The following is a 23,327-nucleotide window of genomic DNA, read 5'->3' as shown; positions in this document are numbered from 1 at the left end:
CGTGTTGGAGTAACCGCTGAAGCGCAGGTCGCTGAGCCCGTAGTCGCCGTCCATGCCATCCCTCACTTCAACGTCTGCAGCGTCTGCAACGCCATTCCCGCCACCTTCTCGGTGGTTTGGCAGAGCTGCTTGTAGTCCCTGCGTTCCAACGGAATGAAATCCACGATCATCTGCTGGCCGTCGGCGACATCCACTGACGTCACGCATTCAGCGTCGTCCGAACCCTTGAGCTTGTAGTCGACCGCCGGATACCCGCCGACCGACACCTGCCACGCATCGACGTTTCGGTCGCCGGACAGCCAGGTTTCAGCTCCCTCAGATGTCACGACCATGAGGTCAATCGAGTCGAACGGTTCGCGTGATTGCTCAAGGCCACAGGTCGGAGCCTTGTAGTGAGTGTCCTTTGACGTGTACGCCTTTGGCGGCTTGTCAAGTTGCAGCTCGCTGCGCAACTGATTCAGCTGCGCTTTGGTGAAGAGCGTGCAGGGTTCCACACCGTCCACGGTCAGGTCACGAGGTCGCGGCGGCAATTCCTCATTTGGCGCCGAGCTACTGTCTGGCTGCTCATCGGACGACGGCGTCCGGTTCTCATCCGGAGCCGGATCTCCTCCGGTGCTCGAGGTACAGCCGACCACAGAGGCGAACATGAGCAGTCCGGCCACTGCGAGAAGGAGAGCGCGATTTTGCACCCCTATCCCCTGAAAGCGGCCTGGATCTGGTCCTCGGTGTATCCGTAGGACTTGGCTGTGTCACCCAGCTGCTCCGCGAGTCGTTTCAACCCAGTGACATAGTCCTCTACCCGGCGGGCGTACGAATCGTCGTCCAGCACAAGCCGGTCATTCCAAGCAGGAGCGATGCGAGTGCTCACGTCGTCGCCGCCGGGCGGCTCGATACGAAGATCGCGCTGCGCACCCTTCAACCTTTCCAGCAGTGCCGACGCCTGGGAGTCGATGATGCGGGCGGCCGCGAGGATGTTGTGCTGGTTCACGGTGAAGGTGCCGGAGGAGACGCCTTGGTTGGCCGCGTCGACCTGGCGGAAGGCCTCGTTGATGCCGCGGCCGAAGTCGCCCATTAGTTGCATCCCCGACGCTCCCCACTGCTTGTGTCTGACCCGCCTCGCTCCGCAGGCTACCAAGGCCAGTAAGGCCAACCTGAACTTTGACGAAGATTCACCGGTTCGGGTTCCGCTGATCGGTTGAACCTCAGACGCTGGTCCGAGGGGGTCAGACGACGGCTATTTCCCCGTGGGAGGCGCGTTCCGCTATGTCGTTGCGATGGTGGGAGCCGGGCAGGTGGACCGTCGATACCTTGTGGTACGCCTCGTCCCTTGCCTCCGGCAGCGTGGCGCCCGTGCCGACCACCGACAGGACTCGGCCGCCTGCCGAGACGATCGCTCCGTCCTCCCGGCGGCGGGTGCCCGCGTGCAGGATGCCGTCCGTCTCCGCGCCCGTGATCACGTCGCCCGAGCGGACTCGGCCCGGGTAGCCCTCCGCGGCGATCACCACGGTGACCGCGAAGCCGTCGGACCACTCCAGTGCCGGGTGCGAAGACAGCGAACCCGTGGCCGTGGCGTGGAGCAGGCCCGCCACGGGGGTACGCAACAACGACAGCACGACCTGCGTCTCCGGGTCGCCGAAGCGGCAGTTGAACTCGATCACCTGCGGGCCCGTCGACGTCAGCGCGAGGCCCGCGTACAGCAGGCCCGAGAACGGCGTCCCGCGCGCGGACAGCTCGGCGGCCACCGGGTGGATGATCTTGGCCACCACCTCGTCGACCAGGCCCGCCGGCGCCCACGGCAGCGGCGCGTAGGCACCCATGCCGCCCGTGTTCGGGCCGGCATCACCGTCGCCCACGCGCTTGAAGTCCTGCGCCGGCATCAGTGGCACCACCGTGGTCCCGTCCACCAGGCAGAAGAGTGACGCCTCAGGGCCGTCGAGGAAGGTCTCCAGCAGCACCGGATGCCCGTCCTCGAGCAGCGTCATCGCATGCGCACGGGCAGCCGCGAGATCGGAGGTGACCGCGACACCTTTACCTGCCGCCAGGCCGTCGTCCTTCACCACCCACGTCGGGCCGAAACGGCGCAGTGCCGCGTCGAGGCGGGCCGGGTTGTCGACGATCTCGCTGTGCGCGGTCGGCACCCCGGCCGCCGCCATCACGTCCTTCGCGAACGCCTTCGAGCCCTCGATGCGTGCCGCGGCCGCGGACGGCCCGAAGCACGCGATACCCCTGGCGCGCACGGCGTCCGCCGCGCCCGCGACCAGCGGCACCTCCGGGCCGACCACGACGAGGTCGGCCTGCCACTCGGCCGCGAGATCCGCCACGGACGCCGGTGAGGCGACGTCGACGCCGTACGACTCGGCCAGCGCCGCGGTGCCGGCATTGCCCGGCGCGCACGCCAGCGCGACGACCGCTGGGTCGTGCGCCAGCGCGAGCACCAGCGCGTGCTCGCGCGCGCCGGACCCGATAACCAGGACACGCACGAGCAAAGAGGGTAGTTGGCGCCCCGCCTACCTGCGATCTCAGGCCCACGGTCAGTCGGCGCCGAGCGCCTCCTTCGCGCCCGGGTGCAGCGGGACCGGGTCGGTCTCGACGGCCGTCTTCTTGTCCAGCTCGCTCGCCGCCTTGTGCACCTTCACCAGCTCGTCCTTCTTGTCGAAGACCAGCTTCGTGATCGCGCACGCGTCACCGGACGGGAAGTCGCTGCGCACCAGCAGCAGGTTCGGCACCACGATCGACGGGATGTCCGACGCCAGCCCGTACGTGTCCGCCGGGAGCGTGCCCTTCTCGTACACCGGGTTGATCTCCTGCAGCTTCGGCAACAGCTCCGTGATGTCCAGGAACTTCACGTCGTCCTTCATCGACGTCGTCAGGTCAGTGACCTCCGGGGTCGGCAGGCCGCCCGACCACACGAACCCGTCGATCTGTCCCGACTTCATCTGGTCCACGGTCTGCCGCAACGCGAGCCGCTGCGCCGAGACGTCCTTCGCCGGGTCCAGGCCGGCCGCCTCCAGCAGCCGGTTCGCGATCACCTCGGTGCCCGACTTCGGTGACCCGGTCGAGATCTTCTTGCCCTTCATGTCCGCGACCGACGAGATGCCGCTGTTCGCGCGGACGACGACCTGCGTGTAGTTCGAGTAGATCCGGGCGAGCGCGTTGATGTCCTGCTTCTTGCCGTCGAAGGTGCCCTTGCCCTCGACGGCGTCCGCCGAGGTGTCCGCCAGCGCGAAGGCGATGTCGTAGTCGCCGGCCACCAGCTGCTGGATGTTCTGCACCGACGCGCCGGTCTCCGCGGCGCTCGCCTTGATCGGCGTCTCGTCGCTGATCAGCTGCGCCAGCCCGCCGCCGAGCGTGTAGTAGACGCCGCCGGTGTTGCCGGTCGCGATCGTGACGCGGCCCTCGCCGGCTTCACATCCGCCGCCACCGCCCGAGTCGGTTGCCCCGCTCGGACGCTTGCCGCCGCAGCCGGCCGCGACCAGCCCGACGGCGACGATGCCGGCGACGATTCGCTGTGCTCGCATGGTCAAGCTCCTTGTCCGTCAACGGTTTCCCGGGAACGCGTGAGTAGGTGGACGACGATCGCGACGACGAAGATCCCGACGCCGAGCGCGATCGAGAGCGGCTGGAGGTAGAGCAGCAGCAGGGCGGCGGCCGCGCAGAGGGAGCGCTCGGGCCACCGCGCCGGCCCGAAGAGCCAGCCGCCGGTGACGACCGCGAGTGCCGCGACACCGAGCGCGGACACCACACCGACCCACAAGGACGTGACGAACGGCTGCTGCAGCAGCAGCGCCGACCCGTTGTCGGTCAGCACGAACGCGATCGGCACGAGGAACGCCGGCAGCGTGTACTTCCACGTCTGCCACATCGTCTTCATCACCGAGCCGCCGGTGATCGCGGCCGCGGCGACCGACGCCAGCGCCGTCGGCGGCGTCACCTCGGACAGCACCGCGTAGTAGAAGATGAACATCGCGACCTCGGGCGGCGCCACGCCGAGGTCGGCCAGCGCCGGGCCGAGGACGACCCACGCGATGATGAACGACGCGGTCACCGGCACCGCGAGGCCGAGCACGCTGACCGCGGCCGCGGCGAACACGACCGTCAGCATCAGCACCACGGTCGGGTTCGACGCGATCGCCTGCGCCGCGTCCACCAGCGCCGCGGCGAGCTCCTGCCCCAGCCCGGTCTTCGTGATCGTCGACGTGATCACCCCGGCCGCCGCGCACACCGCGATCACCGGCAGCGCGCCGCGGATGCCCTCGGCGAGCGCGTCCGCGATCGAGCGCACCCACCCGGCCAGCGCCGCGCCGGTCGTCTCGTTCCCGCGCCGGACCGCGACCAGCCGCGCCCCCAGCGCGAACAGCGCGGCGACCCCGCTCGCGTAGACCACCGCGGTGAACGGCGGGATGTCCAGCGCCAGGAAGACGACGATGATCGCGAGCGAGACGAAGTGGTACCCACCCTGCAACAGCAGCCTGCCGACCGGCCGGGTCTCGACGTTCACCCGCCGCGCGCCGAACCGCCGCGCGTCCGCCTCCACGGCGAACGCGATGCCCAGGTAGTACAGCAGGGTCGGCACGATCGCCCAGACCAGCACGGTCAGGTATGGCGTCTCGAGGTACTCGGCGATGATGAACGCCGCCGCGCCGAGCGTCGGCGGCGAGAGGATCGCGCCGATGCCGGACGCGGCGAGCAGCCCGCCCGCGTTCTCCCGGGGGTAGCCGGCCCGGCGCAGCACCGGCCAGGTGATCGCGCCGAGGCTGACGGTCGTCGCCGTGCCGGAGCCGGACACGGTGCCGAGCAGGAATCCGGACATCGCCGCGGTGCGTCCGGGCGCGGTGCGCGAGCGGCGGAACAGCGCGAAGCTCAGGTCCACGAAGAACTCGCCGGCGCCGGACTGCGCGAGCACGGCCCCGTAGATCGTGAACAGCACGATGTAGGTCGCCGCCACGTCCAGCGGCACGCCGTAGAACCCGCTCTGGTCGTTGTAGAGCGCGTTGATGATCTGGCTGAAGTCGACGCCGGCGTGCGCGATGTCCCAGCTGGGCGGCAGGTACCCGCCGTAGTAGGAGTACGCCAGGAAGACCAGGCACACGATGGGCAGCACGAGCCCGGTCGTGCGCCGGGTCGCCTCGAGGATCAGGATCAGCAGCAGCGTGCCGGCGATGATGTCCGAAGTGGACAACAGGCCCTGCCGGTTCAGGAACGCGTCGTACCCGCCGCCGAAGTCGCCGATCGCGAGCGGCAGGACCGGGTAGAGGCCGACGACGAGTGCGATCGCGGCGAAGATCCAGTCGAGCGGGCCGGGGTTGTCGTTCTCGCCCTCCTCCGGCGCGGTCTTGCGGCCGCGCGGGCGGTAGCAGAGGAACACCAGCGGCAGCGTCACGCCGAGGAAGATCACCAGGTAGTACTGGTTGCCCTTGGCGAACGGCAGGAAGACCTGCTTGAGGACGACCAGCGCGATCGCGATCGAGGCGGCCCAGACGAACAGCTCGACGCGGCCGGACAACCGCCGCGCGGGCCGCTCCTCGTCGTGCTCACCGACGTCGATGTCCGGGCGCTCCTCGGCGCCGACCCGGACCGGCTCGGCCGACTCGTCGACCGGCCCGTCGACCCGTTCGCGAGTCGTTTCGCGACCGGATTCGTCCGACGACGCGTTGGCGTGCTCCCTGGAGCTCGTCACCAATGGAAACTTACCGCCGAGAGCGGCCTCGCACGTAACGAGAAGCCGTGTTATCCCACCGTTACCTCCGCGCCCGTGCGGAATTCGCCCGGGTCAGCCACTATGCGCACGCCCTTCGAGCGAGGAGGAACGTTGTGAGATCGAAGCTCTTACACGTCACGGTCGCCGCCGCGGCGGCTCTGACACTGGTGGGTGCCTCGCCGGCGAACGCCGACCGGTCATCCGATCACGGACATGGGGAGCATTTCACCGTCATCGGCCACCGTGGCGCGGCCGGCTACCGGCCGGAGCACACCCTGGCGAGCTACGAACTGGCGGCCCGGATGGGCGCCGACTACATCGAACCAGACCTGGTGACCACGAAGGACGGCGTGCTCGTCGCGCGGCACGAGCCGGAGATCGGCGGCACGACCGACGTCGCCGAGCACCCGGAGTTCGCGGGCCGGAAAACGACCAAGTCGCTGGACGGCGTGGCGACCACCGGCTGGTTCACCGAGGACTTCACGCTGGCCGAGCTGAAGACGTTGCGGGCCAGGGAGCGGATCCCGGACATCCGCCAGCACAACACGATCTTCGACGGTCGTTACCGGATTCCAACCTTCCAGGAGGTCATCGACCTCGCCAAACGGCTCTCGCGCGAGCTGCACCGACAGATCGGCATCTATCCCGAGACCAAGCATCCGACGTATTTCCGAAAGCAGGGCCTCGCGCTCGAGCCGAAGCTCGTCTCGATCCTCAACAAGAACGGGCTGAACCGGCGCGGCGCCAAGGTCTTCGTGCAGTCGTTCGAGGTGTCGAACCTCAAGGAGCTCGACCCCGAGCTGAACGTGCCGCTGGTGCAGCTGACCGGCGCGACCGGCGCGCCGTTCGACTTCGTGGACACCGGCGACCCCCGCACCTACGCGGACATGACCACGCCCGCCGGCCTGCGTGACGTCGCCAGGTACGCCGACGGCATCGGGCCGGACAAGAACCAGATCATCCCGCGCGACGCGGCCGGCTTCCTGACCGAGCCGACGACGCTGGTGCGGGACGCGCACCGGGCCGGGCTGATCGTGCATCCGTACACGTTCCGTGCGGAGAACACGTTCCTGCCCGCCGACTTCCGGTCGTCTGCCGTGCCGAACGAGTACGGCGACCTGTTCGCCGAGATCGCCGCGTTCCGGGCGACCGGCATCGACGGGTTGTTCACCGACAACACCGACATCGCGATCGCGCAGCGCGACGAAAGGCTCGCCGCTGCCTGACCGACGGCCTCCGGCCCCCGGGATCCAGCGTACCGGCGGGGACCGACGATTTCGGCGCTGTGGACAGGCTCCTGTGGACAGCGCGGAACCGTCGGACCTCGCGGTTAGGCTGGTGATCGGGGGCCGGAGGCGTCAGCCGGTCATCGAGTGGCGCACGATCGTCTGGTCGCGGCCCGGGCCGACGCCGATCGCGGAGATGCGCGCGCCGGCCAGCTCCTCGAGGCGGTGCACGTAGGCCTGCGCGTTCGCCGGCAGGTCGTCGAACGAGCGGCACTCGGAGATGTCCTCCCACCACCCCGGCAGCTCCTCGTACACGGGCACGGCGTGGTGCACGTCGGTCTGCGTCATCGGCATGTCGTGCACGGTCTCGCCGTTCACGTTGTAGCCCACGCAGACCGGCACGGTGTCCATCCCGGACAGCACGTCGAGCTTGGTGAGGAAGTAGTCGGTGATCCCGTTGACCCGTGCCGCGTACCGGGCGATCACCGCGTCGAACCAGCCCGTGCGCCGCGACCGGCCGGTCGTCACGCCGAACTCGCCGCCGGTCTTGCGCAGCCGCTCGCCCATCTCGTCGTGCAGCTCGGTCGGGAACGGGCCGGAGCCGACGCGCGTGGTGTACGCCTTGAGGATGCCGATCACCGTGGTGATCCGGGTCGGCCCGATGCCCGAACCCGCCGCGGCGCCGCCGGCGGTCGGGTTCGACGACGTGACGAACGGGTACGTGCCGTGGTCGACGTCGAGCAAGGTCCCCTGCGAGCCCTCGAGCAGCACGGTATCGCCGCGCTCGAGCGCCTGGTTGAGCAGCAGCCGCGTGTCGGCGATCCGGTGCGCGAACCGCTCGCCCGCCTCCAGCACCGAGTCGACGACCTGCTCGGGATCCAGCGCGCGGCGGTTGTAGACCTTGACGAGGATCTGGTTCTTCACGTCGAGGGCGGCCTCGACCTTCTGCCGCAGGATCTTCTCGTCCAGCAGGTCCTGCACGCGCACGCCGACGCGCGAGACCTTGTCCTGGTAGGCGGGCCCGATACCGCGACCGGTGGTGCCGATCTTCGCCTTGCCCAGGTACCGCTCGGTGACTTTGTCGATGGCCACGTGATACGGCATGATCAAGTGCGCGTCGGCGGACAGGAGCAGCCGCGAGGTGTCCACGCCGCGCTCCTCCAGATCGGCGAGCTCGTTCAGCAGCACGCCCGGGTCGACCACCACGCCGTTGCCGATCACGTTCGTGACACCGGGGGTGAGGATCCCGGACGGGATGAGGTGCAGGGCGAAGTCCTGTCCGTCGGGCAAGACGACGGTGTGGCCCGCGTTGTTACCGCCTTGGTATCGGACGACCCACTGAACCCGCTCGCCGAGCAGATCGGTGGCCTTACCCTTCCCTTCGTCGCCCCACTGGGCGCCGATGAGCACGATGGCCGGCATGTGAGACTCCCCGGGTTTCGCAGGACGTGTTCTGGACAGGCGAAATGCCGGTGATTGAGCGTAGACCAGGAGATCACGCGTGGCTGCACTGATGCTGGGTTGCGGGTCAGCGGTGACCAGCGACGACTGGCGGAAGTTGGCCGCACGCTCGGAGTCCGCGGCGCACGAGATCCCGGCCACACCGGGCAAATCCGACGTGGACCCGTTGGTGAAGGGCGTGACCGACGGTCACATCGTCGTGCACGGCAGTGACGCGGACCTGGCCGCGATCGTGCTGCGCCTGCTGCGCACCAGCCGGCTCGACGTGCCGCTCGGCTACGTGCCGGTCGACGCGCGCTCGCCGATCGCGCGCCTGTGGCGGCTGGCGAAGGACCCGGTGACCGCCGCGCTCGACGGCACGCCCGAGCAGTTTCCGCTGGTCCGCGACGACACCGGTGGCGTGCTCGTCGGGCTCGGCGTGCTCTCGCCCGTGCGCGGCACGCTGTACTGCGACGACGCGATCCCGCTGCGCGGGGCGGCCGAGCGGGTCACGGTGACCCCGCATCCGGAGCACGGCCTGCGCGTCCGCGTCGTGCGGAATGGCTTGCTGCGCAACAAGGTCGCCACGTTCGACGGCCGCGCCGTGCAGTTCGGCGGCGACACGGTGACGCCGGTCAGCGACGGCGTCGCCCATCCGCGGGCGCTGAACCGGTGGACCTGGTACCGGCACACGGAAGACCTCCGGATCGTCCGCTGAGCGTGCAGGCGTCTTGTTCCTGTGGGCAGCGGTCCGTGACCGTGTAACCGCATTCGGGTGCAATGGGTGTGTTCGCAACCACCGGGAGGTAACCGTGCGCCCGTTGCGCGCCGTCGTGCTGTCCGCCGCCGTCGCGGCGGTCACGATCACCGCCGTACCCCTGTTCTCGCCCGCCTCGGCCGCGGCCGGCGCCGACACGATCAAGGGCGACCGCGCGACGGTCCGCGACGCGCCCGCGCGGCTCGTGCTCGCCAACGCCCGTAACGGCGACCCCGTCGAGGTGCAGGCGTACTGCGGCGAGTGGGTGCGGATCAACGTCGACCCGCCGCACGTCATGTCCACGCCGATCGGCTGGGTCCTGCGCAGCCACCTGACCAGGGCCAGCCAGTCGGGCGGCCTCGACGGCGTGCCCGAGCGCTGCGGCAGCGACACGACCCGGTGGCGCGACTGGGTGGGCGCGATCAACGCGCCGTTCCGGTCGCTGCGCAAGGTCGACGGGCTGTGGCGGCGGATCACGTTCGGCACCGGCGTGAACCTGCTCCAGACGCCGGAGTGCGTGCCGTCGCTGAACTACACGCGCAGGTCCTCGGCACCGGACGTGGTCGACCCCGCGCAGCGGGTGCCCGGCCTGGACACGTCGAAGGTCAGCTTCCGGTACGTGACGACCGACGGGTCGATCGCGCTGGTCAGCGCGCCGCCGCCGGGCGCGGACTACGGCGTGTGGAGCTTCGTGCCCTCCTCGTGCCTGCAGCCGAAGAACCGCGAGCACGTCTACTTCGACGAGCCGGTCGTGCAGCTCGAGGACCTGTCCGGCCTGCACGGCGGCACCGGCTATCCGGACTCGACGATCCGCTCGCGGGGCTGCTCCGCGGCGCTGCTCAGCCCGACCCGGCCGCGGTTCGGCTACTGGCCGGACCCCGAGCCGGCGAACCGCCCGCCCTGCCCGGTGTAGCCGCCGTCGGGCTTCCAGAACGGGAAAACTGTTCAACATCGTGTCTTTTCGCGAGCATTTCCGTGCGCGACAGTTGAGTGGTCAGCCGTGATCCCTGCCACGGAGGAACGCTCATGCGCAAATCAGGAATCGTGCTCGCCACGACGGTGCTCGCGTTCGCGGGCACCGTCGTGCTGTCCGGCCCGGCGAGCGCCACGCCACCCAACATCCCGAGCGAGTCGACCGCCCGGTACGAGCTCTACAACCTCGACGTCGCGCCGGACGGCTCGACGAGCGGGTACTCCCGCGACAAGTTCCCGCACTGGATCACGATCTCCGGCAGCTGCGACACGCGGGAGACCGTGCTCAAGCGGGACGGCACGAACGTGGTCACGAACTCGTCGTGCTCCGCGACGTCGGGCAGCTGGTACAGCCCGTACGACGGCGCCACCTGGCACGCGTCGTCCGATGTGGACATCGACCACGTCGTGCCGCTGGCCGACGCGTGGCGCACCGGCGCGTCGTCGTGGACCACTGCGCAGCGCCAGGCGTTCGCGAACGACCTGTCCAACCCGCAGCTGATCGCGGTGACGGACAACGTGAACCAGTCGAAGGGCGACCAGACCCCGGCGACCTGGAAGCCGCCGCGGACCGCGTACTGGTGCACGTACGCGAAGATGTGGATCCACGTGAAGTACCGGTACTCGCTGACGATCAACTCGACCGAGGAGGACCAGCTGTACCGGATGCTCAGCTACTGCTGAGGCGCTACCTACGAACGCCCCGGGATCGGCTGGTCCCGGGGCGTTCGCCCGTTCGGACCCCGCCGATCGTCTGGACTTTGCCGTGTGGCCCGGCATTCCACGCAGAGTTACCCATCGGTATTGATCGGGTCACCTTCGTGGCGCACAGTCGGGTGACGTTCCGCGTGATCAAGGACACGGAGGCGACTTCACATGTTGACCAGGTCGGGGAAAGTGCGGGCGTTCGGTGCCGCGTTAGCGGTGGGTGCCGGTGCTGTGATCGTGTTCGGCGGCGGCGCGGCGAACGCCATTCCGCCGGGAGTCCCGGACGCCGCGACGGCGCAGTCCGAGCTGGAGCAGCTGACGGTCGCCCCCGACGGCTCGATGGACGGCTACTCGCGGGAGAAGTTCCCGCACTGGCACACCGTCGACGGCGCGTGCGACACCCGTGAGGAGGTCCTCAAGCGCGACGGCGAGGGCGTCGAGACGGATTCCTCGTGCAAGGCGACCTCCGGCAGCTGGACCAGCCCGTACGACGGCGAGACGTGGACCGCCACGTCGGACGTGGACATCGACCACATGGTCCCGCTGGCCGCGGCGTGGCGCAGCGGCGCGTCGGAGTGGACCACCGACGAGCGCGAGGCGTTCGCGAACGACCTGGACGCGCCGCAGCTGTGGGCGGTCACGGACAACGTGAACCAGTCGAAGGGGGACCAGACGCCGGACCAGTGGAAGCCGCCGCTGGAGTCGGAGTGGTGCCGGTACGCGAGCTCGTACACGCATGTGAAGTTCACCTACCAGCTCACGGTCAACGACGCGGAGAAGGCGGCGTTGGCTGAGATGCTGGGGACGTGCTGAGCGCGTACAACTCTCCACTGGTCGCCGGTCAGGGCGGCGTGATGACCGAAGAGGTCGGCGTCGTGACCGGCGACCTGGAGCTGCGGACCACAGTGGACGATTCCGGCGTGCTGACCGCGAAGGTCCGCTACGCCGGAGCGGAGGAGTGGTACCGGGTGCGTGGTGCCTCGTGCCGCCTGGTGGACGAACGCGACCACGCCGCCGTCCACTCCCTGCTGGTAGGCGTCCTCAACCGCCCCTCCGGCTGACCCCGCCGGTTTCAGCGCACGCCCACCGCGCGGGAGCCTCGTCAGGCCAGGCCCACCTTCGCCGGGGCTTCCGGGTCGGAGTCGGCCAGGAAGTGGGTGCAGCGGTCGTACTCCTCGGTCTCCCCGATGGCCTGGGCCGCCTTCGCGAGCGCGGCCAGCGCCCGGAGGAAGCCCTGGTTCGGCCGGTGCGACCACGGGATCGGGCCGTGCCCCTTCCAGCCCGCGCGGCGCAGCTGGTCCAGGCCGCGGTGGTAGCCCGTGCGCGCATAGGCGTACCCAGCGACGGCGTTGTTCTCCGTCAGCGCGAGCTCGGCCAGGGCCGCCCAGCCCTCGCTGAAGTCCGGCCACCGCGTGACCACCTTCGCCGGCTCCGTGCCGGACTCCAGTGCGGCCTGCGCGTCCGGACGGTCCGGCAGCTGGGTCGCGGGCGGACCGCCGAACAGGTTCTCTTGCAGCGTCATGACGCCATCCTGCCCGACGGCCCGAGCCGGGAAGCTCAGCCGGCCAGCATCCGGCCCGTCGACTTCAGGTTCTCGCACGCCTGCGTCACCCGCGCGGCCATGCCCTGCTCGGCGGCCTTCAGGTAGCTGCGCGGGTCGTAGGCCTTCTTGTTCCCGACCTCGCCGTCGATCTTCAGCACGCCGTCGTAGTTGGCGAACATGTGCGCGGCGACCGGCCGGGTGAACGCGTACTGCGTGTCCGTGTCGACGTTCATCTTCACCACGCCGTACGACACCGCCTCGTGGATCTCCTCGAGCAGCGAGCCGGAACCGCCGTGGAAGACGAGCTCGAACGGCTTCGAGCCGGCCGGCCGGCCGAGCTTGTCCGCGGCCACCTCCTGGCCGCGCTTGAGCACGTCCGGGCGCAGCTTCACGTTGCCCGGCTTGTACACGCCGTGCACGTTGCCGAACGTCGCGGCCAGCAGGTAGCGGCCCTTCTCGCCGGCGCCGAGCGCGTCGATCGTCTTCACGAAGTCGCCCTCGGCGGTGTAGAGCTTCTCGTTGATCTCGTGCGCGACGCCGTCCTCCTCGCCGCCGACCACGCCGATCTCCACCTCGAGGATGATCTTCGCCTTGGCCGCCGCGTCGAGCAGCTCCGTCGCGATCGAGAGGTTCTCGTCGAGGTCGATGGCCGAGCCGTCCCACATGTGCGACTGGAACAGCGGCTCCTTGCCCGCCGACACCCGCTCCTGGCTGAGCGCGATGAGCGGGCGGACGTAGCCGTCCAGCTTGTCCTTCGGGCAATGGTCGGTGTGCAGCGCGATGTTGACCGGGTACTTGTCGGCGACGACGTGGGCGAACTCGGCGAGCGCGACGGCGCCGGTCACCATGTCCTTGACCTTCGTGCCGCTGGCGAACTCGGCACCACCGGTGGAGACCTGGACGATGCCGTCGCTCTCGGCCTCGGCGAAGCCCCGCAGCGCGGCGTTGAGCGTCTCGGAAGAGGTCACGTTGATGGCGGGAAATGCGAACTCGTTCGCCTTCGCCCGGTCCAGCATCTCGGCGTAGACCTCGGGTGTGGCGATGGGCATCGTTACGTCCTCCTCGGGCTGGACAGGGCCTTCGTGCAAATCCTACGAGCCCCACCGGCCGGACGGCCTCAGACCAGCGCAGGTGCGAGCCGGCGCAGCGTGGCCGGCTTGTCGCGGTTCAGCACCTGCAGCGCGACGTGGTCCGCGCCCGCGGCGTGGTGCTGCGCCACCCGCGACCGGATCGCCTCCTCGTCGCCCCACACGATCAGCGCGTCGACCAGCCGATCGCTCCCGCCGCCGGCCAGGTCGTCGTCGGTGAAGCCGAGCCGGCGCCAGTTGTTCGCGTAGTTGACCATCGAGAGGTACGGGCCGAGCCGCTCCCGTGCGATGCGTCGAGCCACGGCCGGGTCGGTCTCGAGCACGACCTTCTGCTCGGGAGCCAGCAGGGGGCCGGTGCCGAGGATCTCCCGCGCCCGTGCGGTGTGCTCGGGCGTGACCAGGTACGGGTGCGCACCGGCCGTGCGCTCGGCGGCCAGCCGCAGTACGCGCGGTCCGAGGGCGGCCAGCGCGCGTGCCTGCTTCGGGACACCGCCGGCGTCGAGCGTGTCGAGATAGCCGACGAGCTTGTCGTAGGGCCGGACGTACGCGTCGCCGACCGCGTGCGGGTGGCCGGCGCCGACGCCGAGCAGGAACCGGTCCGACCCGATCCGCCGGAACGACGCGGCCGTCTCGCCGGGCGACGCCTCCCACACGTTCACGATCCCCGTGGCCACGACGAGCCGGCTCGACCGGGCGAGCAGCTCCTCCGGGAACTTCAGGTCCGCGGGCGGCGAGGCGCCCAGCCACAGCGCCCCGAAGCCCAGGTCCACCAGCTCACGCATCGTGTCCGGCTCGCGCAGCCAGCCCGCGGTCCGCTGCTCCCACACGCCCAGCCTGCCCAGCTCGTTGCCGTCCATGTTCGGCACAACCGGACGCGCGCGAGGTCAATTCCCGACGAGCGCGCCCTGGAACGCCTCCGTCCGCGCCTGGCCGTCCCAGCCGCCCTCGGGCGCGGAAAGCCCGAACAGCGACGCGACGGTCGGCGCCACGTCCATCGTGTGCGCCGGCGCCGAGGACACCTGACCGCGCACCACCGACGGGTGGCCGCCGGAGATCACGAACGGGATCCGCTCGGTGGCCGGGTGGCCGTGGTTGCCCGGGATGGGGTTCGAGATCACGCTCGGGTCGGTGAACCGCCAGCCCGCCTTGGCGTAGACGACCACGTCTCCCGCATTTGTGCCCATCCGCAGCTCGGCCGGGTCGTGCACGGACAGCACGCCCTCGGTCGCCTGCGCGATCTGTCGCATGTGGACGATCGCCTCGGCGCGGGCGTCCGCCGGCCCGGTCCAGTACAGCAGGTCCGCGCCGCCGTTCTGCGCGATCTGGACGTGATCCGCGAGCAGCGGGTCGTCGTCGAACCGGCCGGCCAGGTTGATGATCGACAGTGGCAGCGACCAGTCCATCCCGTGGTCGGCCAGCAGGATGATCACCGACCGCTCCCACCTGCCCGTGTCTTTCAGATGGTCGACGAACCGCTCCAGCTGAACGTTGGTGTCGATCAGCGCGAGCGTGCGCAGTACCTTGATCGACGAGCCGGACAGGTCGGCGTGGCCGAACCGGTCGACGTCGCCGAGGTTGACGAACATCAGCGCCGGGTCGTGCTCGTCGATCATGTCGAGCGCCGCGCCGATCGTGAAGATGTCCGGCGCGTGGTTCGTGATCGGCAGCATGGGTTCGGGCGTCCAGCGGACCGACGCGCGCTCGCCGAACACGCCGAACAGGTAGTCCTTCGACAGGACGCTCGCCGTGGTGAGGCCGAGCTCGGCGGGCAGCCGCTCGAGCAGCGTCGGCGCCTTGATGTCGCCGGCCTCGCCGAGGTCGCGGACCTCGCCGCGGGCCGGGTCCCAGACCGAGTTCGCCGGGATGCCGGACCGGTCCGGCAGGACGCCGGACATCATCGCCACGTGGTTCGGGATCGTCTCCGCCACGGTGATCGACTTCGCCTGGCTGAACGACGTGCCCTGCTCCGCCAGCTCGCGCACGGCCGGCAGGTACTGCCCCGCGGCCTCGTCCGGCCGGCAGCCGTCCACGACCACGACGTACACCCGCAGGTCGCCGGCGGCCCGTGCGGACGCGGCGGTGATCGCGCCGAGCGCGCCGAGGGCGGCCGCCCCCGCGGCGCCGCCGAGCAGGGTGCGGCGGGAGAAGGTCGCAGCCATCAGGCGCCGCCCGATCCGGCCGGCGAGCCGACGCGCTGGATCTTCTGCGTGCCGGCCCGCACCCGGTAGGACCGCGCGTAGGACAGCGTGCTTGCCGGGTCCTCCTTGTTGGCGAGGAAGTACCAGTCCATCTGCACGGCGGCCGGGGTCACGTCGAGCACGCACGCGCCGTGCGAGTCGACCTCCACCCACTTGATGTGCCGGTTCAGCCCGGTGAGCGCGGCCTCGATGATCGGTCCGACCGTGCGCGGCGGCAGGCCCGTGATGTCGTCGATGTTGTCCGAGGTGACAGACGTGGCCACGAACTCGACGGCCACCGACGGCGAGGTCGGGTAGCTTCCCGCGTCGCGCGGGATGTCGCACGCCCAGGACGAGTGGATGTCGCCGGTCAGGAACACGGTGTCGCGGATCCCGTTGTCCGCCAGCGTGTCCAGCAGACGGCCGCGGTCCGCGGTGTAGCCGTCCCACTGGTCGGGGTTGACCACGCCGCCTTCCTCGGGCAGGCCCAGCAGCTTCAGCAGCGGGCCGAGCAGGTCCTTCGGCAGCGGCGGGATCAGGACCGGCGAGATCATCACGGAGTTGCCGACGAGCTTCCACTGCGCGCCGCTGCCCACGAGCCCGTCGCGCAGCCAGGCCATCTGCTCGGGCCCGGTGATCGTGCGGTTCGGGTCGTCGACGTCGTCGTCGTACGGCTTGGCCTGCTGGGATCGGTAGCTGCGCAGGTCGAGCATGTTGAGCTCGGCGAGCAGGCCGAACCGCAGCCGGCGGTAGATCTTGTCGGCCTCGCTGCGGACCGGCATCCACTCGAAGTACGCCTGGTGCGCGGCGGCCTTGCGGGCCGCGTAGTCGCCCTCGGTGTCGGGCTGGTGGTTCTCCGCGCCCCCGGACCACGCGTCGTTGGCGACCTCGTGGTCGTCCCAGGTCGCGATCATCGGCACGATCGCGTGCAGGCGCTGGAGGTGCTCGTCGGTCTTGTACTGGGCGTGGCGCTGGCGGTAGTCGGCGAGCGTGATGATCTCGTGGGCGGGCACGTGGGGGCGCACGCCCCCGCCGCCGCCCTCGTAGATGTAGTCGCCGAGATGCAGCACGGCGTCGAGGTCGCCGCGCTCGGCGAGGTAGCGGTAGGCGGCGAAGTGGCCCTGCGGGACGTTCGAGCACGAGACCACGCCGAACCGCAGGTGCGAGATCGCGGCGTCGTTCGCGGGCGCGGTGCGCGTGATGCCGACGCCGGACACGATGTCGCCGAGGCGGAAGCGGTAGTAGTACGTGGTCGCGGGGGCGAGACCGGTCGCGTCCGCCTTGACCGTGTGGTCGTGCTCGGGACCGGTGGCCACGCTGCCCTTGCCGACGATGCTGCCGAAGCCGGGGTCGGTGGCGATCTCCCAGTCGACGACGACCGCCGGGCCCTGGCCGGACCCCGGTGTCGACTCCGGGGTCGGGGTGACGCGGGTCCACAGCAGGACCGCGTCGGGTAACGGGTCACCCGAGGCCACGCCGTGCACGAAGGCCGGTTCGCCGGACTCCGCCCAGACGGTGGACGCGGTGGCGACCGACCCGCCGACCGCGACGGTGGCCGCCGCGACACCCGACGCCTTCAGGACCGAACGACGATCGAACCTCTGTGACATGAACACGCATCTTGTCGCATCCAGTGCCGGTCACATACAGCCGTTCTTCGTAAACATCCGGTACACAATTGCCAGTTACCGACAGGTAGGTTACCGGTGGTAAGTTTTGCCTCGACTCGCATCGAGGAGGCGCCATGGTCGGCTTCGGCACGAAGAGCGTGCGCGGGAAGGTCGTGCTGATCACCGGGGCGGCGCGGGGCATCGGCGCCGGCGTGGCCCGCGACCTCGCGAAGCGCGGGGCGAAGCTCGCGCTGGTCGGCCTCGAGGCGGACGAGCTCGCGAAGGTCGCCGCCGAGTGCGGACCTGACGGTGATCGTCAGGTCGGCTGGTGGGAGGCGGACGTGACGCGCTGGGCGGACCTCGAGGCGGCGGTGGCCGGCGTGCTCGAGAAGTTCGGCCGGATCGACGCGGTGCTCGCCAACGCGGGCATCGCGGCCACGGGCTTCACGCGGTCGATCGACCGCAAGGCGTTCGAGCGCGTGATCGAGGTGGACCTGCTCGGCGTGTGGCGCACGGTCCGCGTGACGTTGCCGCACCTGATCGAGTCGAAGGGCTACGTGCTGCTCGTCTCGTCGGCCGCGGCGATCGTGCACATCCCGGGGAACGCGGCGTACTCCGCGGCGAAGGCGGGCGTGGAGGCGTTCGGGAACTCGCTGCGCGCGGAGGTCAAGCACCTCGGTGTGGACGTCGGCATCGCGCACCCGACGTGGATCTCGACGGACATGGTCAACAACGCCGACGCGCACCCGGTTTTCGGCAAGATCCGCGCGGCGAACAAGGGTCTGGCGGGCAAGACGTACCCGCTCTCGGTGGCCGTCGACCTGATCAGCGCGGGTATCGCGGCGCGGGCGCGCGTGGTGCACGTGCCGCGCTGGGTGGGCTTCGCGAAGCTGATCCGTGCGCTGCTGCCGCGGATCGTGGAGCGGCAGGCCCGGGCGCTGGTGCCGGCCGCGGACGAGGCGGTGCTCAAGGACATCGCGGAGCGCGGCGAGCTGGAGTCGAGCCTGGTCGGGCCGGGCGCCAGGGCGGCGGCGCGCAGCGCGGGTGCGCTATAACCGCCTGGCCGGTTCGATCGGGAGGTGCGGATGTCGCGGCGCGCGCAGATCGTGATGACACCGGAGGAGATCGCGGATTTCCTCCGCGAGGGCAAGGTCGCGAACTTCGCGACGATCGGCCCGAACGGGCGGCCGCACCTGGTGCCGCTGTGGTATTTCCCGCGCGGTGACGGCATCGCGACGTGGACCTACCGGAGCTCGCAGAAGGCGGCGAACCTGCGGCGGCTCGCGCAGGCCACGGTGCTGATCGAGACCGGCGATACCTACGACCAGCTGCGCGGCGTGTCGATGGAGTGCGACGTCGAGCTGGTGGCGGACGCGGAGAAGGTCGCGCTGATGGGGACCGAGCTGATGCGCCGGTACAACCCGAGCGAGCAGGCGGCCACGGCGGCGACACAGTTCGTCCGGCTGCAGGCGCCGAAGCGGGTGGGTCTCATCTGCACCCCGACGAGGATCGTCAGCTGGGACCACCGGAAGCTGGGCGGCACTTACTGATCGGCGGACCATTCGCCGAGTACGAGCTTCCACTCGTGGATCGCCCGGTCGGCGGCGACGCCCTGGGTCGTGTACGGGTCCTCGTCGAGGAGGCGGTCGAGCTCGGCGCGGTCGTCGACGCGGTAGATCGCGAAGCCGGCGGAGTCGTCGGCCCATGGCCCGGCGGCGGTCACCTTGCCCTCACCGGCCAGTCGCCGCAGGTACTCCCGGTGGTGCGGCCGCGCGGCGGCGAGCTTGTCGCGGTCGGTCGTGTAGACGGTTTCCACGGTGAACCAGGCCATCGGGGACTCCTCTGATCGCGCTTCACTCACGAACGCTACTGGGCGCTGTCGGAGGACCACGCCGCACCGGTACGGTCCTCATCGTGACCGGGGACGCCGCGTACAGCGCCGAGCGAAGTGTGGAGCGCACGCTGGGGCATCTGCGTGCCATCGACACGGGCAGCTACGCGGTACCGGGGAAGGAACCGGCGCCTCTCACGCTCGAGGATCTTTACCGGACGCATCGCATGCGCCTGGTCCGCCTGGCCCTGCTGCTGGTCGACGAGCCGGCCACGGCCGAGGACGTCGTGCAGGAGGCGTTCACCGGGTTGCACCGGAACTGGGGCAACCTCCGCGACGCGGCCGCGGCGCTGGGCTACCTGCGCACCGCGGTCGTCAACGGCTCGCGCTCGGTGCTGCGCCGCCGCAAGACCGCGCGCGAGTACACCCCGCCGCACCAGGTGAACGCCCGCTCGGCGGAGAGCCTGGCCATGCTGACGGCGGAGCACCAGTCGGTGGTGCGGGCGCTGTCGCAGCTACCGCCCCGGCAGCGGGAAGTCCTGGTGCTCCGGTATTACGGCGACCTGTCGGAGGCGGAGATCGCCGACGCGGCGGGCATCTCGAAGGGCACGGTGAAGTCCACCGCGAGCCGAGCGCTGGACGCCCTACAAAAGATCATGCGCCAACCCAACTGACCATTCCGCTTGGCGCACTGCGCCTCGGCGATCGCCGCCCGCAGTTCGGCCCCCCGCAACCGGCGATTCCTCACCCGCGTGCGCGCACCCGTGGATGGCGACCCCCGCCCCTCTCCGGGGGCACCCCTCAGGCTCCATTCTATCGGAGAGGGGTGACGGGGAGTGAGATGTCGATCTTGGTTGTGGACAACCGGGCCTTGTGGACAACCCGGTTGATCTGTTACCCATGACCCAAAACTTTTGCTATCTAGTTAATCGTCCCCATCTGGTCCTGAGCGGCTATGGTATAGACCAATAGGGTCGGGTCGTGGTTTAGGGAGTGGCATGGCTGCGCAGCTCATCGCCGGGGGCCGGGTCGCTACGCCGGGCGGCGTGCTCGACCCCGGCTGGGTGCTCGTCGAGGACGGCTCGATCAGTGCCGTCGGCGAGGGCACACCGGTCGACCGGCCCGATGCCCGGAAGACCGAGGCCGGCGGATGCTGGGTCGTCCCCGGGTTCGTCGACATCCACTGCCACGGCGGCGGGGGCGCCTACTTCACCGACGCCGGCCAGGTCGAGCAGGCCGTCGCCGCCCACCGCCGGCACGGCACCACCACCATGCTCGCGAGCCTCGTCTCCCGGCCCGTCCCCGAGCTCGTCGAGCAGGTGGCCGCGCTGCGTGAGTTCGTCACCGGCGGGCTGCTCGCCGGCGTCCACCTCGAGGGCCCATTCCTCTCCGCCGCCCGCTGCGGCGCCCACGACCCAGCCGTGCTCCGCCCGCCGGACGCCGCATCCGTCGACACCCTGCTCGCCACGGGCCAGGGCACCATCCGGATGGTCACGATCGCGCCCGAGCTCGACGGTGCGGTCCCGGCCGTGAAACGCCTGGTCGACGCCGGCGTGCTCGCCGCGGTCGGACACACGGACGCGCGCGCCGAGGACATCCTCCCCGCCGTGGACGCCGGCGCCAGCGTCGCCACCCACCTCTTCAACGGCATGCGCCCGCTCCACCACCGCGAGCCCGGCCCGATCGGCACGCTCCTCGACGACGAGCGGGTGACCGTCGAGCTGATCTGCGACCTCGTCCACCTGCACCCCACCGTCGTCCACCTCGCCGCCCGGCACGCGAGTGCCCAGCGGACCGTCCTGATCACCGATGCCATCTCCGCCGCGGGCGCCGGGGACGGCGTGTACGAGATCGGCGGGCTCGAGGTCACGGTCACCGACGGCGTGCCGACCCTCGCCGGCGGCGGCTCGCTCGCCGGCAGCACGCTCACCATGGACACGGCGTTCCGCAACTTCGTGCAGAACTGCGGGCTCGGCGTCCTCGAAGCCGTCGCGGCCACCGCCACCCGGCCCGCCGAGCTCCTCGGCCTCGGCAACGTCACCGGCCGGATCGCCGACGGGTACGCCGCCGACCTGGTCCTGCTAGACGAATCGCTGCACCCGAACGCGGTCATGAAGGGCGGCGCCTGGGTATAGCGTCTTCCTCGTGACGGACGACCCGGAGCGGCTGGTGGCCGAGGCGCTGCGCGCGCACGCCGCCCGCACGCCGCTGCCGGAACCGGAGAACACGGCGTCGACCGGCGAGGTCCTCGGCAGCTACGGCCTGCTGTCCGGCAGCGGCGTCTCGCTGCCTCAGGTCGACCATCCGACCGTCCGCGCGCCTGTCATCGCCGACGGCACGGCCCGCCTCGAGCCGGCCCGCGACGTGGCCGTCGGCTGGGTCGTCCTGCTGGCGGTGCTGCTGGGTCTGGCGGCCGGAGCGGTCGTCGGCCTGCTCACCCTTCTGTGACGTTAGGTATTTTGGGCGGCGTGACGTTCGCGACCGCCGCCGCAACCACCATGTCCGTCCTGCCGTCGTGGCTGGACCCCGAAGTCATCCTCCGGGGAATGGGAGCGTGGGCGATCGCCGCGGTGTGCGCGATCATCTTCGCCGAGTGCGGGCTGCTGGTCGGGTTCTTCTTCCCGGGCGACTCGCTGCTGTTCACCGCGGGCCTGTTCATCTCGACCGGCGCGATCCAGACCCCGCTGTGGCTCGCGTGCGTGCTGTTCACGGTGTGCGCGTTCGCCGGCAACGTGTGCGGCTACTGGATCGGCGCGAAGGCGGGCCCGGCCCTGTTCAACAAGCCGGACTCGAAACTGTTCAAGCGGGAGTACGTGGAGAAGACACACGACTTCTTCGACAGGTACGGCGCCCGCGCGATCGTGCTCGCGCGCTTCGTGCCGATCGTGCGGACGTTCATCACCGCGACGGCGGGTGTCGGCCGGATGAACGCGAAGCGGTTCTTCGTCTACTCGGCCATCGGCGGCCTGCTGTGGGCCACCGGCGTCACGATCCTCGGCTACTTCCTCGGCCAGATCGAGTTCGTCCGCAACAACATCGAGGCGATGGCGATCCTGATCGTGCTGGTCTCGATCATCCCGATCATCATCGAGATGATCCGGGCCCGCCGCGAGAAGAAGCACCTGACCCAGGCCGCGGCCGAGGAGGCCGCCGAGATCACCGACCGGCTCTGACCGTCAGGACATCGAGAACATCGAGCCCGGGTTGAACAGGTTCGCCGGGTCCAGGGCAGCCTTGATCGAGCGGTGCACGCGCAGGCCCACCGGGCCGATCTCGCGTTCCAGCCAGTCACGCTTGATCTTGCCGATGCCGTGCTCGCCCGTGACGGTACCGCCCAGGGACAGGCCCAGCGCCAGGATGTCGTTGAACGCCTGGTTCGCCCGTGTGAACTCCGACACCGGGTCGTAGATGATCGTCGGGTGCATGTTGCCGTCGCCGGCGTGGCCGACGACCGAGATCTTCAGGCCCAGCTCGCGGCTGATCCGCTCGCAGCCGGCGATGAGGTCCGCGATCTTCGTGCGGGGCACGCACACGTCGTCGGTCATCCAGGTGCCGTAGTCCTCCAGCGCCGGCAGCACCGCACGCCGCGCGGCCAGCAGCAGCTGGCCCTCCGCCGGGTCGAACGTCGAGTGCACCAGGTCCGCCCCGGTGTCCCGGCAGACCTGCTCGATGGCGGCCAGCTCGCGGCGTGCCTGCTCGCCACCGGAGTCGGACTGGCACAGCAGTAGTGCCGCGCTGCCCTTGCCCGCGCCGAGCTCGGTCTTGAGATACATCTCGACGGCGTCGATCGACGTCGCGTCCATGATCTCCATCAGTGACGGGACCACACCCTCGCGGACGATCCGGCTCACCGCGGCACCGGCCGCCCCCACGGACGAGAACGCGGCGGCCAGCGTGCCCGGCGCCTGCGGCAGCGGGCGCAGCGCGAGCGTGGCCTGCGTGATCACGCCGAGCGTGCCCTCGCTGCCGATGAACAGCTTCGTGAGGTCGTAGCCGGCCACGCCCTTCGCGGTGCGGCGCCCGGTGCGCAGCAGCTCGCCGGACGCCGTGACGACCTCGAGGCCGCGCACGAAGTCGGCGGTGACCCCGTACTTCACGCAGCACAGCCCGCCCGCGTTGGTGGCGAGGTTGCCGCCGATGGTCGACAGCTCCCACGACGACGGGTCGGGCGGGTAGTACATGCCCTGCTCCAGCACCGCGCGCGACAGCACGGCGTTGAGCACCCCGGGCTCGACCACGGCCACCTGGTCGACGGGGTCGATCTCCAGGATGCGGTC

Annotated in this window: 25 protein-coding genes; 12 read left to right on the top strand and 13 right to left on the bottom strand. The window is 70.2% G+C overall.

Annotated features, from left to right (window positions below; all coding sequences use genetic code 11):
* Window positions 1-62 precede the first annotated feature (62 nt).
* From VH969_RS21245 to VH969_RS21225, 5 genes are all read right to left on the bottom strand, one after another.
* The gene (locus VH969_RS21245) at window positions 63-662 is read right to left on the bottom strand and encodes a DUF3558 domain-containing protein (RefSeq protein ID WP_331976885.1); all 600 of its coding nucleotides are present in this window, start codon (window positions 660-662) and stop codon (window positions 63-65) included.
* Window positions 663-691: 29 nt separating this feature from the next.
* Window positions 692-1,072, bottom strand: a complete 381-nt coding sequence (locus tag VH969_RS21240; RefSeq protein WP_331976883.1) for a hypothetical protein — start codon at window positions 1,070-1,072, stop codon at window positions 692-694.
* Between the two features lie 151 nt (window positions 1,073-1,223).
* Entirely contained in the window at window positions 1,224-2,480 is a 1,257-nt protein-coding gene (purD, locus tag VH969_RS21235) for a phosphoribosylamine--glycine ligase (protein WP_331976881.1), read from the bottom strand.
* Window positions 2,481-2,531: 51 nt separating this feature from the next.
* Window positions 2,532-3,518: a TAXI family TRAP transporter solute-binding subunit gene (locus tag VH969_RS21230; protein ID WP_331976879.1), complete on the bottom strand. Its 987-nt coding sequence runs from the start codon at window positions 3,516-3,518 to the stop codon at window positions 2,532-2,534.
* 2 nt (window positions 3,519-3,520) lie between these two features.
* Window positions 3,521-5,545, bottom strand: a complete 2,025-nt coding sequence (locus VH969_RS21225) for a TRAP transporter permease (protein WP_331976889.1) — start codon at window positions 5,543-5,545, stop codon at window positions 3,521-3,523.
* 266 nt (window positions 5,546-5,811) lie between these two features.
* On the opposite strand from VH969_RS21225, the gene VH969_RS21220 reads away from it, so the two are divergent.
* Window positions 5,812-6,924, top strand: a complete 1,113-nt coding sequence (locus VH969_RS21220) for a glycerophosphodiester phosphodiesterase (protein WP_331976877.1) — start codon at window positions 5,812-5,814, stop codon at window positions 6,922-6,924.
* Between the two features lie 132 nt (window positions 6,925-7,056).
* Here VH969_RS21220 and VH969_RS21215 read toward each other — a convergent pair whose 3' ends face one another.
* On the bottom strand, window positions 7,057-8,346 hold the full coding sequence (locus VH969_RS21215) for an adenylosuccinate synthase (RefSeq protein ID WP_331976875.1): 1,290 nt from the start codon (window positions 8,344-8,346) through the stop codon (window positions 7,057-7,059).
* 79 nt (window positions 8,347-8,425) lie between these two features.
* Here VH969_RS21215 and VH969_RS21210 point away from each other — a divergent pair, with 79 nt between their 5' ends.
* The 5 genes from VH969_RS21210 to VH969_RS21190 all read left to right on the top strand — a co-directional run bounded on the left by VH969_RS21210 (window position 8,426) and on the right by VH969_RS21190 (window position 11,862).
* Window positions 8,426-9,082: a hypothetical protein gene (locus VH969_RS21210; RefSeq protein ID WP_331976873.1), complete on the top strand. Its 657-nt coding sequence runs from the start codon at window positions 8,426-8,428 to the stop codon at window positions 9,080-9,082.
* Between the two features lie 94 nt (window positions 9,083-9,176).
* Entirely contained in the window at window positions 9,177-10,034 is an 858-nt protein-coding gene (locus VH969_RS21205) for a hypothetical protein (protein ID WP_331976871.1), read from the top strand.
* 113 nt (window positions 10,035-10,147) lie between these two features.
* Window positions 10,148-10,777, top strand: coding sequence for an HNH endonuclease family protein (locus VH969_RS21200; RefSeq protein WP_331976868.1), 630 nt, complete (start codon window positions 10,148-10,150; stop codon window positions 10,775-10,777).
* 192 nt (window positions 10,778-10,969) lie between these two features.
* The gene (locus tag VH969_RS21195) at window positions 10,970-11,614 is read left to right on the top strand and encodes a GmrSD restriction endonuclease domain-containing protein (protein ID WP_414638590.1); all 645 of its coding nucleotides are present in this window, start codon (window positions 10,970-10,972) and stop codon (window positions 11,612-11,614) included.
* On the top strand, window positions 11,608-11,862 hold the full coding sequence (locus VH969_RS21190; protein ID WP_331976864.1) for a hypothetical protein: 255 nt from the start codon (window positions 11,608-11,610) through the stop codon (window positions 11,860-11,862). The genes VH969_RS21195 and VH969_RS21190 overlap by 7 nt, the downstream gene beginning before the upstream one ends.
* A gap of 41 nt (window positions 11,863-11,903) precedes the next feature.
* Here VH969_RS21190 and VH969_RS21185 read toward each other — a convergent pair whose 3' ends face one another.
* The 5 genes from VH969_RS21185 to VH969_RS21165 all read right to left on the bottom strand — a co-directional run bounded on the left by VH969_RS21185 (window position 11,904) and on the right by VH969_RS21165 (window position 17,219).
* Entirely contained in the window at window positions 11,904-12,323 is a 420-nt protein-coding gene (locus tag VH969_RS21185; RefSeq protein ID WP_331976862.1) for a DUF3151 domain-containing protein, read from the bottom strand.
* A 35-nt stretch (window positions 12,324-12,358) separates the two neighbouring features.
* Entirely contained in the window at window positions 12,359-13,393 is a 1,035-nt protein-coding gene (gene fbaA / locus VH969_RS21180) for a class II fructose-bisphosphate aldolase (protein ID WP_331976860.1), read from the bottom strand.
* A 68-nt stretch (window positions 13,394-13,461) separates the two neighbouring features.
* On the bottom strand, window positions 13,462-14,289 hold the full coding sequence (locus VH969_RS21175) for an LLM class F420-dependent oxidoreductase (RefSeq protein WP_331976858.1): 828 nt from the start codon (window positions 14,287-14,289) through the stop codon (window positions 13,462-13,464).
* 27 nt (window positions 14,290-14,316) lie between these two features.
* The gene (locus VH969_RS21170; protein WP_331976856.1) at window positions 14,317-15,591 is read right to left on the bottom strand and encodes an alkaline phosphatase family protein; all 1,275 of its coding nucleotides are present in this window, start codon (window positions 15,589-15,591) and stop codon (window positions 14,317-14,319) included.
* Window positions 15,591-17,219 carry an alkaline phosphatase D family protein gene (locus VH969_RS21165; protein WP_331976855.1) on the bottom strand — a complete coding sequence of 543 codons (1,629 nt, stop codon included), beginning with the start codon at window positions 17,217-17,219 and terminating at the stop codon, window positions 15,591-15,593. The genes VH969_RS21170 and VH969_RS21165 overlap by 1 nt, the downstream gene beginning before the upstream one ends.
* A gap of 134 nt (window positions 17,220-17,353) precedes the next feature.
* Here VH969_RS21165 and VH969_RS21160 point away from each other — a divergent pair, with 134 nt between their 5' ends.
* Together VH969_RS21160 and VH969_RS21155 are read left to right on the top strand one after the other, a co-directional pair.
* Window positions 17,354-18,274 carry a short-chain dehydrogenase/reductase gene (locus VH969_RS21160; RefSeq protein WP_331976854.1) on the top strand — a complete coding sequence of 307 codons (921 nt, stop codon included), beginning with the start codon at window positions 17,354-17,356 and terminating at the stop codon, window positions 18,272-18,274.
* 30 nt (window positions 18,275-18,304) lie between these two features.
* Window positions 18,305-18,769 (top strand): pyridoxamine 5'-phosphate oxidase family protein, encoded by a 465-nt coding sequence (locus VH969_RS21155; protein WP_331976852.1) that lies wholly within the window; start codon window positions 18,305-18,307, stop codon window positions 18,767-18,769.
* Here VH969_RS21155 and VH969_RS21150 read toward each other — a convergent pair.
* Complete coding sequence (locus VH969_RS21150; protein WP_331976850.1) at window positions 18,763-19,050, bottom strand: YciI family protein; 288 nt, start codon at window positions 19,048-19,050, stop codon at window positions 18,763-18,765. The two genes, VH969_RS21155 and VH969_RS21150, sit on opposite strands and share 7 nt — an antisense overlap.
* Window positions 19,051-19,133: 83 nt before the next feature.
* On the opposite strand from VH969_RS21150, the gene VH969_RS21145 reads away from it, so the two are divergent.
* From VH969_RS21145 to VH969_RS21130, 4 genes are all read left to right on the top strand, one after another.
* Window positions 19,134-19,724, top strand: coding sequence for a SigE family RNA polymerase sigma factor (locus tag VH969_RS21145; protein ID WP_331976848.1), 591 nt, complete (start codon window positions 19,134-19,136; stop codon window positions 19,722-19,724).
* A gap of 324 nt (window positions 19,725-20,048) precedes the next feature.
* Window positions 20,049-21,185: an N-acetylglucosamine-6-phosphate deacetylase gene (nagA, locus tag VH969_RS21140; protein ID WP_331976846.1), complete on the top strand. Its 1,137-nt coding sequence runs from the start codon at window positions 20,049-20,051 to the stop codon at window positions 21,183-21,185.
* 10 nt (window positions 21,186-21,195) lie between these two features.
* Window positions 21,196-21,498 (top strand): hypothetical protein, encoded by a 303-nt coding sequence (locus VH969_RS21135; protein WP_331976844.1) that lies wholly within the window; start codon window positions 21,196-21,198, stop codon window positions 21,496-21,498.
* A gap of 50 nt (window positions 21,499-21,548) precedes the next feature.
* Window positions 21,549-22,223, top strand: a complete 675-nt coding sequence (locus tag VH969_RS21130; protein WP_331976887.1) for a DedA family protein — start codon at window positions 21,549-21,551, stop codon at window positions 22,221-22,223.
* 3 nt (window positions 22,224-22,226) lie between these two features.
* On the opposite strand, the gene VH969_RS21125 is transcribed toward VH969_RS21130, so the two are convergent.
* On the bottom strand, window positions 22,227-23,327 hold a 1,101-nt coding region (locus VH969_RS21125; protein ID WP_331976842.1), incomplete at its 5' end, for an FAD-binding oxidoreductase.

This window comes from Actinophytocola sp. (assembly GCF_036555685.1).
In the GTDB taxonomy this organism is placed as follows: Bacteria; Actinomycetota; Actinomycetes; order Mycobacteriales; family Pseudonocardiaceae; genus Actinophytocola.
The sequence above is the reverse complement of the archived record's forward strand: the minus strand, read 5'-3'. Positions and strand labels throughout refer to the sequence as shown.